This window comes from Rhodanobacteraceae bacterium (assembly GCA_016713135.1).
Taxonomy (GTDB): Bacteria; Pseudomonadota; Gammaproteobacteria; order Xanthomonadales; family SZUA-5; genus JADKFD01.
This window is the reverse complement of sequence record JADJPR010000020.1, coordinates 411771-427843: the sequence shown is the minus strand read 5'-3', so window position 1 is coordinate 427843 and position 16073 is coordinate 411771. Positions and strand designations below refer to the sequence as shown.

The following is a 16073-nucleotide window of genomic DNA, read 5'->3' as shown; positions in this document are numbered from 1 at the left end:
CGCGCACCACCGGGCTACGCGCTGGCCGGGTTTGCGCTCCTTCCAACACCAACAACCCATACCAACACCAGCTTCTCGGCTATCGAATCCTCACGCGCACCCGATTAGAGTCGGCCCGTCGAACACGCCGGAGACTGTCATGCTGCGTCCCATCGCCTGCCTGCTGACCCTTGCCCTGAGCGCCGCGGGCGCCTGGGCTGCGCCGTTGACGCCCGAGGCCATGTGGGCGCTGGAGCGGATTGCGCCGCCGACGATCTCGCCGGATGGCAAGTCGGCGGTTGCCGCGGTGACGCGCTTCGATGTCAAGGAAGACAAGGGCATCAGCGACCTCTGGTTGTTCGCCACCGATGGCAGCCAGCAGCGCCTGCTGACGACGCATGCCTCGATGGAGAGCGCGCCTGCGTATAGTCCGGACGGACGCTGGATTGCCTTTGTCGCCCAGCGCGACGACGACAAGGCGCCGCAGCTCTATGTGCTGCCCACCGATGGCGGCGAGGCGCGCCGGCTGACCAGCGTGCCGACCGGCGTCAGCGCGCCGAAGTGGTACGGCGACTCGCGCCGCCTTGCCTTCATCAGCCGCGTGTGGCCGGATATCGAATGGGGCGCGATGGGCGAGCGCCTGAAGCAGCGCAGCGAATCCAAGATGACCGCGCGTGTGTGGGAATCCACCCCGGTGACCTCCTGGGACCAATGGGTCGATGAACGTCAGGCGCATCTGTACCGGATTGGCGTGGATGGCGGCGAGCCGGAGGCGCTGACCACGCGCAGCACCCTGGAACTGCCGCGCAGCCTGTCCGATGCGGCTTCCTACGACATCAATCCGCAGAGCGGGCAGGTGGCCTTCATCGCCGACAGCAACCCGGCCGACAACGTGCTGAACCTCGACGTCTACCTGCTCGACGAAGCGAGCGGCAGCGCGCGCAACCTGAGCGCGGACAATCCGGGCCCGGACAATGTGCCGCAATGGAGCCCGGACGGGCGCCTGCTGGCCTTCGCGCGCCAGACCATCCCCGGTTTCTACGGCGACACCCGTCGGCTGATGATCCACGACACCCGCGGCAAGCTGACGCTGGCCGCGGCGCACCCGGACTGGGACCGCTCCGCCGATGGCCTGGTCTGGCGCGCGGACAGCCGCGGGCTTTACGGATCCATCGATGACGCCGGCACCCGCCGCGTCTGGGAGCTGCCGCTGAAGGGCGAGCCGCGGCCGGTCACCGGCGCCGGCGATGTCACCGGGCTGGCGCTCTCGCGCGGGCGAAATCCGGTGCTGGTGGGCCTCCAGGAGAGCTTCCTCGCGCCGCCGACGCTGGTGCGGATCGACCCGAAGAAGGGCGCCACGACGCCAATCGAATCGCGCAACCGCGAGCGCCTGGCGGCGATCGACAGCGGCCGCTATGAGAGCGTCCAGTACGCCGGCGCGAACGGCGTGCCGATCCAGATGTGGGTCAATTACCCGGCCAATTTCGATCCGGCCAAGCGCTGGCCGGTGATCCTGCTGCTGCACGGCGGCCCGCACAACGGCATCACCGATGCCTACAGCTGGCGCTGGAACGCGCAGCTGTTCGCCGCGCGCGGCTATGTGGTGGCCTGGCACAACTTTCATGGTTCGAGCGGCTTCGGCCAGGCCTTCACCGACTCGATCAACCCGAAACAGGACGCGCTGCCCTTTGAGGACACGATCAAGGCCGCGCAGTGGCTGGCGGCGCAGCCCTGGGCCGATGGCGAGCGCATGGTCGCCGCCGGCGGCAGCTATGGCGGCTACCTCGCCAGCATCCTGCTCGGCCGCGAGCACCCGTTCAAGGCGCTGGTGGCGCACGCTGCGGTGTACAACTGGTACACCCAGATCGCCAGCGACTACGGCTTCAACAAGGGCCGCTTCCCCGAGTTCTGGGAAGACCCGTCGATCTTCCAGCAGTCCTCGCCGCACTTCGGCGCCGGCAACTTCAAGACCCCCACGCTGGTGATCCACGGCCAGCAGGACTTCCGCGTGCCGGTCAACCACGGCATCGAACTGTTCCAGACCTTGAAAAAGCGCGGCGTGCCGACCAAGCTGATCTACTATCCCAACGAAAACCACTGGGTGCTGAAGCCGCAGAACTCGATCTTCTGGTACCAGCAGGTGATCGAGTGGATGGAGCGGTATGCGGCGCCGGGGGCGGGTTGATCTCCTTGTCGGGGCCCGACTCCGAGTGTTTCCAACGGTGGCTTCGGGCCGGTTGTGGGTTGTGGGTTCTGGGTTGTGGGCAGCACAGCCCGGCGTGCCGCAGGCCTGTGACAGCGGGCTCCGCCCGTGATGTCTTGCGACGGCCGCCGGTGAAAAACCAAGGGTGAAGCTCTCCCGGTAGTTTCGGCGCGCGAGCTTTGCCGCCCACAACCCACAACCCACAACCCACAACCCACACCCGCCTCGATGCCCACCGCGCACTCCCTCACCCCCCGCTGGCTGGGCCGCCAGCCCTACGAGCCGGTCTGGCGTGCGATGCAGGCGTTCACGGATGCGCGCGGCGCGGACACGACGGACCAGATCTGGCTGCTGGAGCATGATCGGGTGTTCACCCAGGGGCAGACGGGCAAGGCCGAGCATGTGCTGGCGCCGGGCGACATTCCGGTGGTGCAGGTGGACCGCGGCGGGCAGGTGACCTACCACGGACCGGGGCAGTTGGTGGCCTATCCGCTGATCGACCTGCGCCGGATCGGGATCGGCGTGCGCGAGCTGGTTCACCGGCTGGAGCAGGTCGGGATCGACCTGCTGGCCGAGTACGGCATTGCGGTGGAGCGCCGCGCAGGCGCGCCGGGGCTGTACACCGGCGGGCGCAAGATCCTGGCGATCGGCATCCGCGTGCGCCGCGGCTGCACCTTCCACGGCATCGCGCTGAACAACGATCTGGACCTGGAGCCGTTCACGCGGATCAATCCCTGCGGCTACCAGGGGCTGGAGACCACGCGGATCGCCGATTTCACCGCCGCGCCGACCCTGCCGGCGCTGGCCGAGCGCTATGTGGCGCATTTCGCCCGGCTGTTCGGTCATGAGCCGGCGCCGATGATCGCCAGCGAACTGCCACAGCCTGCGACTTTCTGAGCGCAGACCCTTCAGCCGCGCGGGTGTACGATCCGCGCCAGCCTTGGCACCCCTTTCGAGATCCGCATGTCGGCAAGCCCCGTGAGCAAGACGATTCCGGCCCTGGTGGTCGGCGAGAAGCAGGTCGGCGAGAACAAGATCGCGCGCAATCCGGTCACCTTCGACGCCGATCGGCCGCTGTTGCGCAAGCCGAGCTGGATCCGCGTGCGCCTGCCGAACAACAACTCGGTGGACAAGCTCAAGGCGATGCTGCGCGCCAGCCAGCTGGTGACGGTGTGCGAGGAAGCCTCCTGCCCGAACATCCACGAGTGCTTCAGCAAGGGCACCGCCACCTTCATGATCCTGGGCGAGGTGTGCACCCGACGCTGCGCCTTCTGCGACGTGGCCCACGGCCGGCCGAAGCCGCCGGACGCCAACGAGCCCGGCAACCTGGCGCGCGCGATCCGCGACATGCGCCTGAAGTATGTCGTGATCACCTCGGTGGACCGCGACGACCTGCGCGATGGCGGCGCCCAGCACTTCGTCGACTGCATCCGCGAGGCGCGCGCGCTCAATCCAGAACTGGTGATCGAGGTGCTGACCCCGGACTTCCGCGGCAAGGGCCGCATGGAGCGCGCGCTGGAGGCTTTCGCCGCGGCGCCGCCGGATGTCTTCAACCACAACCTGGAAACCGTGCGCGAGCGTTACCGCGAGGTGCGCCCGGGCGCGGACTACGACTGGTCGCTGACCCTGCTCAAGCGCTTCAAGGCGCAGCACCCGGAGGTGCCGACCAAGAGCGGCATCATGCTCGGCCTGGGCGAGGAACTGGACCAGGTGCACCAGGCGCTGCGCGACCTGCGCGCCCACGACGTGGACATGGTGACCATCGGCCAGTACCTGCAGCCCTCCGCGCACCATCACCCGGTGGTGCGCTACTGGACTCCGGAGGAGTTCGAGGCGCTGCGCGAGTTCGGCGATGGCCTGGGCTTCAGCCACGTGGCCAGCGGCCCGCTGGTGCGTTCCTCGTACCACGCCGACCGCCAGGCGCACGAGGCCGGCGTGACCACGAGCTGACCGCGCGAATGCGACGATGGAACTTGCGGGCGCCCCGGCGCGTCCCCAATCTGTGAGACGGAGCGACTTCCGTCACTTGTGCCGCCCGGCGTCTGGCGGCACTCTTGCAGCCAGAGCAACTGGAGAGAATCGATGAGCTGGTCGAAAACCGCATTGGCCCTGTCCCTGGCCCTGCTGCTGGGCGGTCCGGTCGTGGCCAAGCCGAAGACCGTCAGCCTGGCGGACCTGACGCCGACGCCCTCGCAGGGCGAGGCTGCCGACTGGGTCTCCAAGTACCTGACCCGCCTGCACTACGCCAGCCAGCCGCTGGACGATGCGATGTCGCAGGAGATCCTGAAGCGCTACCTCGAAGCGCTCGACAGCGAGAAGGTGTTCTTCCTCAAGGCCGATATCGACGGTTTCGAGCGCAAGTACGCGACCACCCTGGACGATGCGATCGAGCGGCGCCAACTGGACGCGGTGTTCGAGATCTATCGCACTTATCTGCAGCGCCTGAAGGAGCGCACCGACTACTCGCGCTCGCTGCTGGAGAAAGGTTTCGATTTCAGCGTCGACGAGGACTATGTCTACGACCGCAAGGACGCCGCCTGGGCGAGCGACCGCGCGCAACTCGACGAGCACTGGCGCCAGCGCATCAAGAACGACTGGCTGCGCCTGAAGCTGGCCAAGCGCGAGGACGCGAAGATCGCGGAGACCCTGGACAAGCGCTACAAGGACTACCTCGTGCGGGTCGAGCAGCTCGACCGCCAGGACGTGTTCCAGACCTTCCTGAACGCCTATGCGATGGCGATCGAGCCGCACACCAACTACCTCGGCCCGCGTGCCTCGGAGAACTTCCAGATATCGATGCGCCTGTCGCTGGAGGGCATCGGCGCGGTGCTCCAGCGCGAGGGCGAGTTCGTGGTGATCCGCTCGGTGGTCGAGGGCGGCCCGGCGGCGCTCGGCGGCAAGGTCAAGGCGGGCGACCGCATCGTCGCCGTCGGCCAGGCCAAGGATGCCCAGCTCACCGATGTGGTCGGCTGGCGCCTGGAGGACGTGGTCGATTTGGTCCGCGGGCCGAAGGACACGCTCGTCAAGCTCGAGGTGCTGGCGGCCGAGTCCAGCGTGGGTGGTAACACCCAGATGGTCGAGATCGTGCGCGACAAGGTCAAGCTGGAAGAGCAGGCGGCGCAAAAGCGCGTGATCGAGACCGGCGGCGAGCATTCGCGCAAGATCGGCGTGATCGAGTTGCCCGCCTTCTACCTCGACTTTGCCGCGCGCGCGCGCGGCGACAGCGATTACCGCAGCTCCACCCGCGATGTACGCAAGCTGCTCGGCGAACTTGCGCAGGAAAAGATGGACGGCGTCCTGATCGATCTGCGCAACAACGGCGGCGGCTCGCTGACCGAGGCCACCGAACTGACCGGATTGTTCATCGACCAGGGACCGGTGGTGCAGGTGCGCGACGGCCGCGGCCGCGTCCAGGTGGAAGCGGACACTGCGCGTGGCGTGGTCTACGACGGCCCGTTGGCGGTGATGGTCAACCGCGCCTCGGCCTCGGCCTCGGAGATCTTCGCCGCGGCGATCCAGGACTACGGCCGCGGGATCATCATCGGCGAGCCGACCTTCGGCAAGGGCACGGTGCAGCAACTGGTCGACCTCGATTACATCGCCAACAAGAGCGCGCCGGAACTCGGCCAGCTCAAGCTGACGATGGCGCAGTTCTTCCGCGTCGACGGCGGCTCCACCCAGCACAAGGGCGTGGTGCCTGACCTCGACTTTCCGGTCACGCTGGATGCCTCCGATTACGGCGAATCGACCTACGACAACGCGCTGCCGTGGACCAAGATTGCCGCCGCCAGCTATGCGCCGGTCGGCGATTTCGGGCGTCTGGTGCCGATGCTCACCAGCCGGCATGAGGCGCGCATCGCCAAGGATCCGGAGTTCGCCTTCCTGCTCGAAGACATCGAGCAGTACCGGGAGTCGCGCGATCGCAAGTCGATCTCGCTGAACTACGCCAAGCGCGAGGCCGAGCGCAAGGCGGACGAGGCGCGCATCGCGGCACGCGCCAAGGCGCGCGGCGAGAACGACGACAAGGTCGCCGCGGCGCTGGACGATGGGCTCAACCCGGGTGAGCGTGGCGCGGCGGATGTCGAGGATGAGAAGGAAGACAAGCCTGATGTCCTGCTGACCGAGGGCGCGCATGTGCTGGCCGATGCGATCGAACTGATGCGGGAGAACCCGCGGATCGCCGAACTGGCGCCGAAGCCAGCGCGCCAGGGGCTGGGGTTGCCGCCGGGCACCTGATCGGTTGGTGTCGATTGCAGAGAATGTGTGAAGGCCGGCCCTTGCGCCGGCCTTCATGCGTTGGGGCTGTGGGAAATCAGCACGCCGCATGCTGCCGCCCGCTGGCATAGTGCAGCGGCTGGCGTGACAATGCGGGCGCGGTCGTCGCATCGAGGGGAAAGTGCATGCTGGAATTCCGGTACAGCTCGGCGACCTTCGCCAAGGCGGCGCGAATCGCCACGCGGACGTGGATCGTGCTGCTCGCCCTGTTGGCCCTGGCTGGCGCGCAACCCGCATGGGCCCAGGAAACCTGCACCTGGAACCAGAACGGCCCGGGGCAGTGGGACAACCCCTCCAACTGGAACGATTGCACGCTTGGCAACGGCACACCCTCGGGCACGCCGGGGCCGGCCGATCACGCGGTCATCGGCAACATCGCCCCGCTGGCGGACATCGACCTCGGCGCCAGCCCGCGCACCGTTGACCGACTCACGCTGACTGCCGGGCGGGTTTTCGGCGATGTCGACCTCAATGTCACTGATCGCCTGATCTGGACCGGCGGCACGATCGATGGCGGCAGCAGCGCCACCCAGCTGGTGCTTGGTGCGGCTTCCATCAACGATTTCTCCGGCGGCTTGCACACACTGGCGAAGCGCCGGATGGTCAATCTGGGCAACACTACTTGGGCGGGCGGACACATCCTGCTCGGTGAAGACGCCGAGATCGACAACCAGGGTGTGCTGCTGATGGATGCGGACGGCGGCAGCCAGGGTATCGAGGGAATTCCCGCAACGCTGCTGGTGCTGACCAGCGACGGCAGCCCTTCAGCCCGGCTGCACAACAGCTCCGCGCCAGGTGCGCGAATCGAGAAGCAAGGCGGCGGCTTCGCGAGTTTCGCCCCGGTGGTGCAGTTCGACAACGGAAACCTGGTCCAGGTCGACGGGGGGACGCTCCAGGTGATGGGCCCCGGCGGCGACTTCGGTACCTACCAGGTGGCGGTTGGTGCGCGCATCGAGTTCGGCATGCCGGTCGGTGTCACGCGCGAACTGACGGGCGTCACGGCGGTGGCCGGGAGCGGCACACTGCACAAGTTCGGCGAAGGTCAACTCGACGTCACCGGCGGCTACGCCTTGACCGGGTTGACTGAAGTGGTGGAGGGCACCCTGTTCCTGGATACGGCAGCCAGCCCGCTCATCCTGCCCGCGTTGCGGGTCAGCGATCCGGGGATCCTTAGCTCGCCGAGCGATCTGGAGGTCAGCAACAGTTTCGCCTGGGACGGTGGCGAAATCATCGGGACCGGCGGTGGATCGTCGCTGACCCTGGCGGCCACCTCAATCGGCGCCATCAACCTCGGAGATCCCAGGCCCGAGGCCTATCTGCGCTCGATCGATCTGATCAACCTGGGCAGCCTCACGCTGGCGGCAGTGGCCACCAGCCCGACGGCCCTCTGGCTGGACACTGCAAACATCGACAACCAGGCCAGCTTCACGATCGACAACAACAGCGGGGACAACCTGCGCATCGATTGCCTGACGCAGGATTGTGGCAGCGTCATCAATGGCCCGGCTGCCACCCTGACCCTGAACGACCAGCAAGGCATCATCGCCATCGGCAGCGAACTGACCGCGTTCAACAATGCGGGCCTGGTCAATCTGCTGCAGGGCTGCGGCGCCATCGGCGCGCCCGGCAATGACACGGGTACCTGGCGGTATGCCGGGAGTTGCACCCTCTGGTTCAACCCGCGCCCGGATACCGAACGGGTGCTCCAGGCCTCGGCCCTCCTCGAGCCGCAAGGACTCACCTCGTTGCAGCTGGGCGGAACGGTGCGCGTGGACGGTGCCTCGCGTTCCTTCGGCCCGTTGATCATCGATCCATTCGCCACGCTCTACGGTCCCGCGGCGATCACCTTGACCGGCCAGACCCACTGGCGCGGCCTGATCGAGGGCGCCAGCCTGAGCGAGTCGGTGACCATTGCCTATTCTGCCGTGGTCCAGGTCGGGCCGGATCCCGGCGATGCGTCCACCCTTTACAGCCGTACCCTCTACAACGACGGCGGGCTGCTCATCGACGCCGCCAGCCTGCGCCTCGGGGGTCTGGCGGAGATCCGTAACAACGGCGCAGTCAACCTCGGCGGAACCCCGGCTGCGAGCGGCAGCATCGTGTGCGCGGGCGTCGGCGATTGCGGATCGCTGATCAACCAGGCGACGGGTTCGGTCCAGTCCGCCCCGGCGCCCGCCGGACCGCCGGCATCCGTGGCAAGCGACATCGGCTTCGACAATGCCGGCGCGTTGATCGTCGCCGGCGGGACACTGCTGCTCGACGCCAACTTCAATGCCCTCGCCGGTTCCCTGGTCGATGTCTTGCCCGGAGCTGTCCTGCGTCGCGACGGCAGCAGCCTGATCCTCGCTGGCGGCGTCCTGAGCGGGCTCGGCAGCGTCCAGGCGGATGTCGAACTCGACGCCGTGACGGTGACTCCGGCGAGCTTTGGTCCTGGCAACCTGACCATCCTCGGGGACCTGAGCGACAGCGCCAGCACCCTGTACGAGATGGGCATCGCCGGGTCGGCGCCGCCCGTCATCAGCCGCGGCAGCCAGTCCGTAGCCGCGCCGCTCGGCACGCCCACCTACGACCGCCTCACCGTCGCCGGCCAGGCGAGCCTGAGCGGCACGCTCGACGTCGTCGACCTTGGTTTCACACCCTCCGGTCCAGAGGTCTTCGACCTGCTGGTGTTCGCCAATCGCATTGGTGCACCGGTTGCCGGCGCCAACCCCTACAGCGGCTTCGGGTTCTCGCTGTTCAACGAAACCACGCGGGTGCGCCTGGCCACGGCGGCTGGTGGCGGCTGCGAATGGAATCCGGCCGGGCTCGGTCCGGACAACTGGGACAACCCGGCGAAATGGAACAACTGCGCTGGCGGTGTCGGCCCGGGGCCAGGTCCGTCAGGGACCCCGGGCGCCAGCGACACTGCGATCATCACCAGCGGGGTGGTCAACTTGAACGTCCCGGTCGCCGTGCAGGAACTGCAGCTGACCGGAGGCATCGTGCAAGGGCCGTCCAACCTGACGATCAGCAATACGCTGGTGTGGACTGGCGGACGCTTCCAGGGTAGCGGCAGCGAGGTCGTCACCCTCAGTCCAGGTTCGATCGCCACCCTCAATGGCGGGCAGCACACGGTGGACGGGCGCCGCTTCGTGCTCGATGGGGTGGCCAACTGGAGCACCGGCCTGATCGAACTGGCGAATGCCGCCATCTTCCAGATCGGACCGGCGGGTACGCTCAACAGCAATCCAGCCGGCGCCTTCGAGAGCTTCTTCGGCAGCGGCTCCGGCACCGCCGAACTGCGTAACTTCGGCGCCATCGTGAAACTCGGCCTGGGCTCCTCCGGTATCGGCCAGACCGTGCAGTACGGTGGTCCGGGGTCGATTACCGTCACCGGCGGCGACTTCATCGTCGCGGCGACCTCGGCCGCATCGCTGGATGGCAGCTACACTGCTGACGCGGGTGGCGTGCTGCAGTTCGTCGCCAGCAATCGCAGCTTTGGTTCGATCGCCACCCTCGGCGGCGCCGGAACGGTGGTGTTTGGCGACGCCGGCCCCGCGGTCAGCGAGAACACCGTCGACGCGTGCATCGGTGCCGGCGCCAACCTGGCGATCCGGCATGCTCGGCTGGTGCTGAACTGCGGGCTCGCGACCAGTCTCGGATCCCTGCTGATGATCGATGAAGCGGCGATCCTGGAAGGCACCAGCGCCATCGCGGTCAGCGGTACCCTGGCCTGGGGCCACGGCATCATTCGTGGCAGCAGTGCGCAGACCATCACGTTGGCCAACGGCGCCACCGGAACGTTGCCGGCGCCGCGTGGGCCGGGTGCCCCCCGTGTCCTCGACGGCCGACGCTTCATCAATCACGGCAGCATCGACTGGACCGGAGAGAACCCGTTCGCAATCAACAACGGTGGGCGGTTCGAGAACGAGTCAGACGGATCGCTCACGCTGAGCGGCCCTGGCGCGCGCGTGCTCACCACCGACTTCACCCTGTCGCCGCGCGCGGTCAACCGCGGAACCCTGACGGTTGTCGACGACGCTGTCGGGGTGTTCGATGTCGGCTTCGACAACGACGGACTGGCCGACCTGGTGGACGGTGAGTTGCAATTGCGCGGCGATGGCAGCGATTCCGGCAACTATGTGATCTCCGCCGACGCGATGCTCACGGCCCAGGGCGGCGCCGCGGTCCGCATCCTCGGCGCCGACAGCACCGTGAACGGCGCCGGGCGCATGGGCGGCGAGCGGGGCACAATTGACCGTCAATGGTGGATTCGCGCCCGGCGGACTCGAGATCGGTGAAAGCGCGACAGTGGCGCTGGACACGCCGGGTGCCGTCGCCTTGCCGCTGCTTTCCATCGATCAGGGTGCCCTGAGCGGCAACGACGAGGTACGTGTCTCCAACGCCATGATCTGGGACGGCGGCGCCGTCGTCGGCAGCGGCGCGAGCCCGGGTCCGCTCGTGATCGAGGCCGGCGCGACGCTGGGAATCAACTTCCCGGCGCATGTCCTCGATTCGCGCACCCTGCAGATAGACGGTGCGGCGACCTGGCACAGCGGCGCGATCCGGGTACCGCAGAACCAGTCCGCGCGGATCGCGATCGGCGCGACCGGAATGCTGGTGACCGCCACCTTCAAGACCACCGCATTCTTCGGTTGCGACATCGCACCCTGCATGGCCGAAATGGACGTCGCCGGGCTGCTGCGGAACATCGGCTCCGCCGCCGATTTCCAGCTCACCAGTCCCTTGCAGGTCAATGGCGGCACGCTGCGGGTGGAGAACGACAGCTTTACCGCGTCCGCCATCGACCTCAACGCGGGCACCGTCGAGGTGATCGCGCCGGGCACCTTGGAGACCGGCATCCTGACGCTCAATGGCGGTGTCTTGCGCGGAACCGGTCTGATCGACGGCGACGTGAACAATGTGGGAGGCGAGGTGCGGCCGGGAACATCGCCCGGTCAGCTCGACATTCTCGGCGCCTACACCCAGGGACCCGGGGGCACGCTGCAGATCGAAGTCGGCGGGTTGGTCCCCGGATCGAGTTCCGATTTCGTCTTCGCGAGCGGCACGGTCAACCTGGACGGCACCCTCGACGTGATCGATGTCGGGTACACGCTGACGGCGCCGCAAACGCTGGACGTGCTCATGGGCGATATCGGCATCAACGGGACCTTCGCGACCAGCAATATTCCTTACCCCGGCTACACGGTCAGCTATTCGGCGTTTGCCGCAACGCTGGTTCCCGGCGGCCCGATTTCGCTCGTAGTCAACAGCACGGCGGATCCGGGTGATGGCAATTGCGATGTTTCCGAATGCACGTTGCGCGAGGCAATCGCCGCCGCCAACCTGATGCCCGATCCGGACGTCATCGAGTTTGCGATCCCGGCGCTGCAGTGCACCGGGCCCGGCGGCAGTTGCGTCATCGTGCCGGGCAGTTCCTTGCCGGCGATCACCGGGCCAGTGCTGATCGATGGCTACTCGCAGTCGGGTGCCGTGCCCAACAGCCACCCGATGAGCCTGGGCCTGGGCAACAACGCAATCGTGATGATCGAACTGGATGGCGCGGTGGCTGGTGGCGATGGTTTGCTCGTCAATGCGCCCTCACTGTCGCTGGTGGGTATCCATGGCCTGTCGTTGTATCGCTGGAACACCGCAATCAGTGTTCAGGGACCGCTGGATTCCAACCAGATCATCGGCGGCAATTTCATTGGCTTGCGGGCCGACGGCAGTGTGGCCGCGCCCATCCAGGGGCTCGGCGTCGCGGTGGCCGGAGGGCACCCGCAAATCGGCGGTGGCCTCGCGCCAGACATGAATGTTATCGGGGGCAACGTCACTGGCGTCCAGTTCATCGCGATCAGCCCCGGCAGCGGTGTCCTGGTGCAGGGGAACCTGATCGGCACCGCGCCGAACGGCCTTGCCACGCGCCCGAACCAGATCGGCATCCTGGCGCAGACCACATCCGCACTGCCAGGCATTGTCATCGGCGGCAACCAGCCGGACCAGCGCAACCTGGTCAGCGGCAACACGGATGACGCCATCCGCTTCGATTGCAGTGCGATCTCCGGTGCGTGTTTTGATGGTGCCCAGGTGCTCGGCAATTTCATCGGCCCGGCGATCGACGGTACGCCGCTCGGAAACGGTGGTGATGGCATCGACATTGCGCAAATGTCCGATGGCTTGCTGGCCATCGGCGGATTCTCCGCCGGCGAGGGCAATCGCATCGCGTTCAATGTTGGCGATGGCATCCGCGCCACTGGATTCGCCGGCATCGCGCGCGCCACTTTCCTGCGCAACGACATCTATCTCAATGGCGGCCTCGGCATCGACCTCGGCGGGGATGGTCGCACGGCCAATGATGTGGGCGATGTCGACACCGGCCCGAACGGTTTGCTGAACTTCCCGGAATTCACGAGCTACACCGCGCCCGGCGGTACCTCGGCGGTGATCGACGTGCTCCTGGATACGCCGGACATCGGCGGCAACTACCCGGCGCGGGTGGATTTCTACAAGGCGGTCGAGGACGAGCCGGGGGTGTGGCTGGGTACCACCACCTGCGCGCAGCCGGCGGTGACTTGCCCGGCGAGTTTCGCCTTCCCGGGCGGCGTGACCGTGGCCCCGGACGATGTGGTCGTGGGCGTGGTGACCGACGGCTTCGGCAAGAGTTCGGAGGCGAGCTTCTACGCGACGACGACCGTGGTCACGGCGCCGGATGCAGTGCTTGGGTCGAGCTATGCCGCATCGGTGACGGTGACGTCGAGCGCGCCGTTCTCGATCCTCGGGGATGTGAACGTCAACGATGGTCTCACCGAGAGCTGCATGGCGACGCTGTCGGTGGTCGGGCCGGGCCAGTCGACCGGCAGTTGCAACCTGAACGCGGTGTTGCCGCTGGGACCGCGCACGATCACGGCGAGCTACGCGCCGGAAGCGCCGCCGCCGCGGCCCTTCGCCGACAGCGACGGCACGGACACTTCACTGATCTTCGCGGGCGTCCCGTCGATCGCTTCGATCAGCCCGACCAGCGGGCCGGACACCGGCGGGACTGTGGTGACGATCACTGGCAGCGATTTCCTTGTGGGCGGGACCAGCATCGACTTCGGCTTGATCCCGGCGACTGGCGTGAGCTGCACGCCCACGATCTGCACCGCGACCAGTCCAGCCGGCAGCGGGACGGTGCGGGTGCGCGCGACCACGGTCGGTGGCACCAGCGCCGACACGCCGGCGGACGACTTCAGCTACATCGCGTCGACCTTCCCGACGACGACGACGATCACGGGCATCGCGCCGCCGGGCGGGGTGGTGGTGGGCCAGCCGTACACGGTCAGCGTGTTGGTGACGGCGACACCGCTGCGCGGATCACCGGTGTCTTTCGGCACCGTGGAGGTCCGCCAGCTGAGCGATGGGACGAGCTGCACCATCGATCTGTCCCTGGCCACCAGTTGCAGCCTGACGCCGACGTCTGCGCTGACCACCGCGGTGCGCGCCTACTACCTGGGATCAGGCTCGCTGCTGCCGAGCCAGTCGTCGGCGCAGGCCTACCCGGTGTCGCGCGCGGATACGGCGATCCAGATCGTCTCCGACACTCCGGATCCGTCGCTGGTGGGCGAGCCGGTGCTGGTGACGGTGTCGCTGGGGTGGTGCCGCCGGGTGGCGGTACGCCGACCGGCGAGGTGCTGGTGACCGATGGCATCGCGAGCTGCGGTTTCAGCCTGCCGAACCTGAGCTGCCAGTTGAATCCCAAGGCACTGGGCGCGGCGACACTGGAAGCGCGCTATGCCGGCGACGCGAACTTCAACGCGAGCACGGACAGCGAGAGCCACACGATCACAGTGGAGGGGGCGGACCTGGTGATCAGCAAGTTCAACGGGCTGCGGCTGGTCCCGGGCGGGGTGCCGAGCGCGTATGTGCTGCTGGTGCAGAACCTGGGACCGCAGAATGTGGCGAATGCGCGGGTGAGCGACATCCTGCCGCCGCAACTGGGGAATGCCTCATGGACCTGCAGCGCGGGCACCGGCGCGAGCTGTCCGGCGTCGGGGACGGGCACGGTGGACGCGCTGGTGAGCCTGAACGCGGGGAGTTCGCTGAGCTTCACGCTGACGGTGACGGCGCAAGCGAGTCCGGAGCAGGTGGTGAGCAACACGGCGACGGTGACACCGCCGGCGAATGCGCCGGACCCGGTGCCGGGTAACAACAGCGCCACCGATGTCGACCCCACCGGCGTGTTCGGCGAGGGCTTCGAGACCGAGGTTGAATAGGAACATGGTCGCGCGCCGCAAGGGCCAGCAAACCACGACCAAGGTTGTGGTGCCTCCCGCGCTCAAGCCCAAGCGCGAGCCGGCTTGCGTGGTGGTGATCAATGGCCCGCAGTTCGGCGTCGAGGCGCGGATCGACACCACGCCGCTGGTGATCGGACGCGCCGACGACTGCGGGCTGGTGATCGGCAACAGCAGTGTCTCGCGCCACCACTGCCGGGTATTCCGCGATGGCGGCGAATTCGTCGTCGAGGACCTCGGCTCCACCAATGGCTGCTACGTCAACGGCGAGCGCGTGCAGCGCCGCAGCATGCGCGACGGCGACCGCCTGCGCGTGGGCAATTGCGAACTCAAGTTCTTCGGCGAGGGCAGTTCCGAGGCCGGCTACCACCGGGAGTTGCTCAACCATGCGGTTTACGACGAGCTGACCGGCTTCTACAACCGGCGCCAGTCGCGCGAGATGCTCGAGCATGCCTTTGACCGCGGACGCAGCGAGCCCAGCCGTCTGCGCCTGATGATCCTGGACCTGGACCACTTCAAGCAGGTGAACGATCGCCATGGACATTTCGGCGGTGACCGCGTGCTGGTCGGCTTCGCCGCGCTGGTCAAGTCGCTGCTGGATCCCGAGATCGTCGCCGGGCGCCTCGGCGGCGAGGAGTTCATCGTATTCGGCGGACTCCTGTCGGAGCGAGACTTCCGCACGCTGGCCGAGCGCATCCGCGCCACCGTGGAGAGCACCGACCTTCCGCTGGACGACGGGGCCCGCCTGCGGGTCACCGTCAGCATCGGCATCGCCCACCAGAACGGCGAAATGCTGACCGCGGCCGATTTGCTGCGCGCCGCCGATGCGGGGCTGTACAAGGCCAAGGTCGGCGGACGCAACCGGATCGTCGAAAGCGACTGATCAAGCGGCTGCGGATCGCACCTGCATATCCCGTTGCGCCGCGCAGCGGCCCAGCGGTTTCTTGCGACCGACCCCTCGCGAGCGCCCCGGCGGCGCTTCCGATTCACCCCGCCGGCGCGCGCCAGCGCAACATCCGCGTATCCAGCAGCCGTTCGACGATCGCCCGCGCCTTGGCATCCGCCGGCCCTTGCGCATCCGGACCGCGACCCTTCTGATGGTTGCAGCGGGCGCAGGCCAGGGCGAGGTTGCGCGGGTCGTCCGCCGTCCCGACCCGTGCCACCAGCGCGGCCGCGGCCGGCTTGCCGAACCACGCCCGCGGGACCACATGCTCCAGCGTCGTGCCGGGCCACGGCTCGCCGTCCGTGCTGATTCCGATGCGGCTGCGGCAATGCAGGCAGCGCGTGATCCAGCCGCGATCACTGGCCTCCGCGCTGCTGTCGCTGCGGGCGGCCGAAAGCAACAACTGGCGCAGGCGTGCCGCCAC

The 16073-nt window shown here is 67.6% G+C and carries 9 protein-coding genes; 8 read left to right on the top strand and 1 reads right to left on the bottom strand.

Going from position 1 to position 16073, the window contains the following annotated elements; genetic code table 11:
• Positions 1–139: 139 nt before the first annotated feature.
• From IPK27_16745 to IPK27_16710, 8 genes are all read left to right on the top strand, one after another.
• Complete coding sequence (locus IPK27_16745) at positions 140–2164, top strand: S9 family peptidase (protein ID MBK8069209.1); 2025 nt, start codon at positions 140–142, stop codon at positions 2162–2164.
• Between the two features lie 246 nt (positions 2165–2410).
• Positions 2411–3079 carry a lipoyl(octanoyl) transferase LipB gene (lipB, locus tag IPK27_16740; protein MBK8069208.1) on the top strand — a complete coding sequence of 223 codons (669 nt, stop codon included), beginning with the start codon at positions 2411–2413 and terminating at the stop codon, positions 3077–3079.
• 66 nt (positions 3080–3145) lie between these two features.
• Positions 3146–4132: a lipoyl synthase gene (gene lipA / locus IPK27_16735; protein ID MBK8069207.1), complete on the top strand. Its 987-nt coding sequence runs from the start codon at positions 3146–3148 to the stop codon at positions 4130–4132.
• Positions 4133–4264: 132 nt separating this feature from the next.
• Positions 4265–6418 carry a carboxy terminal-processing peptidase gene (locus IPK27_16730; GenBank protein ID MBK8069206.1) on the top strand — a complete coding sequence of 718 codons (2154 nt, stop codon included), beginning with the start codon at positions 4265–4267 and terminating at the stop codon, positions 6416–6418.
• A 164-nt stretch (positions 6419–6582) separates the two neighbouring features.
• Entirely contained in the window at positions 6583–10737 is a 4155-nt protein-coding gene (locus IPK27_16725) for a hypothetical protein (protein MBK8069205.1), read from the top strand.
• A complete protein-coding gene (locus IPK27_16720; GenBank protein MBK8069204.1) occupies positions 10691–14113 on the top strand; it encodes a CSLREA domain-containing protein in 3423 nt (1140 codons plus the stop codon). The genes IPK27_16725 and IPK27_16720 overlap by 47 nt, the downstream gene beginning before the upstream one ends.
• Positions 14068–14688 carry a DUF11 domain-containing protein gene (locus IPK27_16715; protein MBK8069203.1) on the top strand — a complete coding sequence of 207 codons (621 nt, stop codon included), beginning with the start codon at positions 14068–14070 and terminating at the stop codon, positions 14686–14688. Before IPK27_16720 ends, IPK27_16715 begins: the two co-directional genes overlap by 46 nt.
• A gap of 4 nt (positions 14689–14692) precedes the next feature.
• Positions 14693–15589: a GGDEF domain-containing protein gene (locus IPK27_16710; protein MBK8069202.1), complete on the top strand. Its 897-nt coding sequence runs from the start codon at positions 14693–14695 to the stop codon at positions 15587–15589.
• 103 nt (positions 15590–15692) lie between these two features.
• Here the strand turns inward: IPK27_16710 and IPK27_16705 are convergent, their stop codons facing one another.
• Positions 15693–16073, bottom strand: coding sequence for an HNH endonuclease (locus IPK27_16705; protein ID MBK8069201.1), 381 nt, complete (start codon positions 16071–16073; stop codon positions 15693–15695).

Excerpts from the sequence above, each read along its gene's own strand:
- lipA (MBK8069207.1), top strand. The coding sequence starts at position 3,146 with ATGTCGGCAAGCCCCGTGAGCAAGACGATTCCGGCCCTGGTGGTCGGC.
- lipB (MBK8069208.1), top strand. The coding sequence starts at position 2,411 with ATGCCCACCGCGCACTCCCTCACCCCCCGCTGGCTGGGCCGCCAGCCC.
- IPK27_16730 (MBK8069206.1), top strand. The coding sequence starts at position 4,265 with ATGAGCTGGTCGAAAACCGCATTGGCCCTGTCCCTGGCCCTGCTGCTG.
- IPK27_16745 (MBK8069209.1), top strand. The coding sequence starts at position 140 with ATGCTGCGTCCCATCGCCTGCCTGCTGACCCTTGCCCTGAGCGCCGCG.
- IPK27_16710 (MBK8069202.1), top strand. The coding sequence starts at position 14,693 with ATGGTCGCGCGCCGCAAGGGCCAGCAAACCACGACCAAGGTTGTGGTG.
- IPK27_16725 (MBK8069205.1), top strand. The coding sequence starts at position 6,583 with ATGCTGGAATTCCGGTACAGCTCGGCGACCTTCGCCAAGGCGGCGCGA.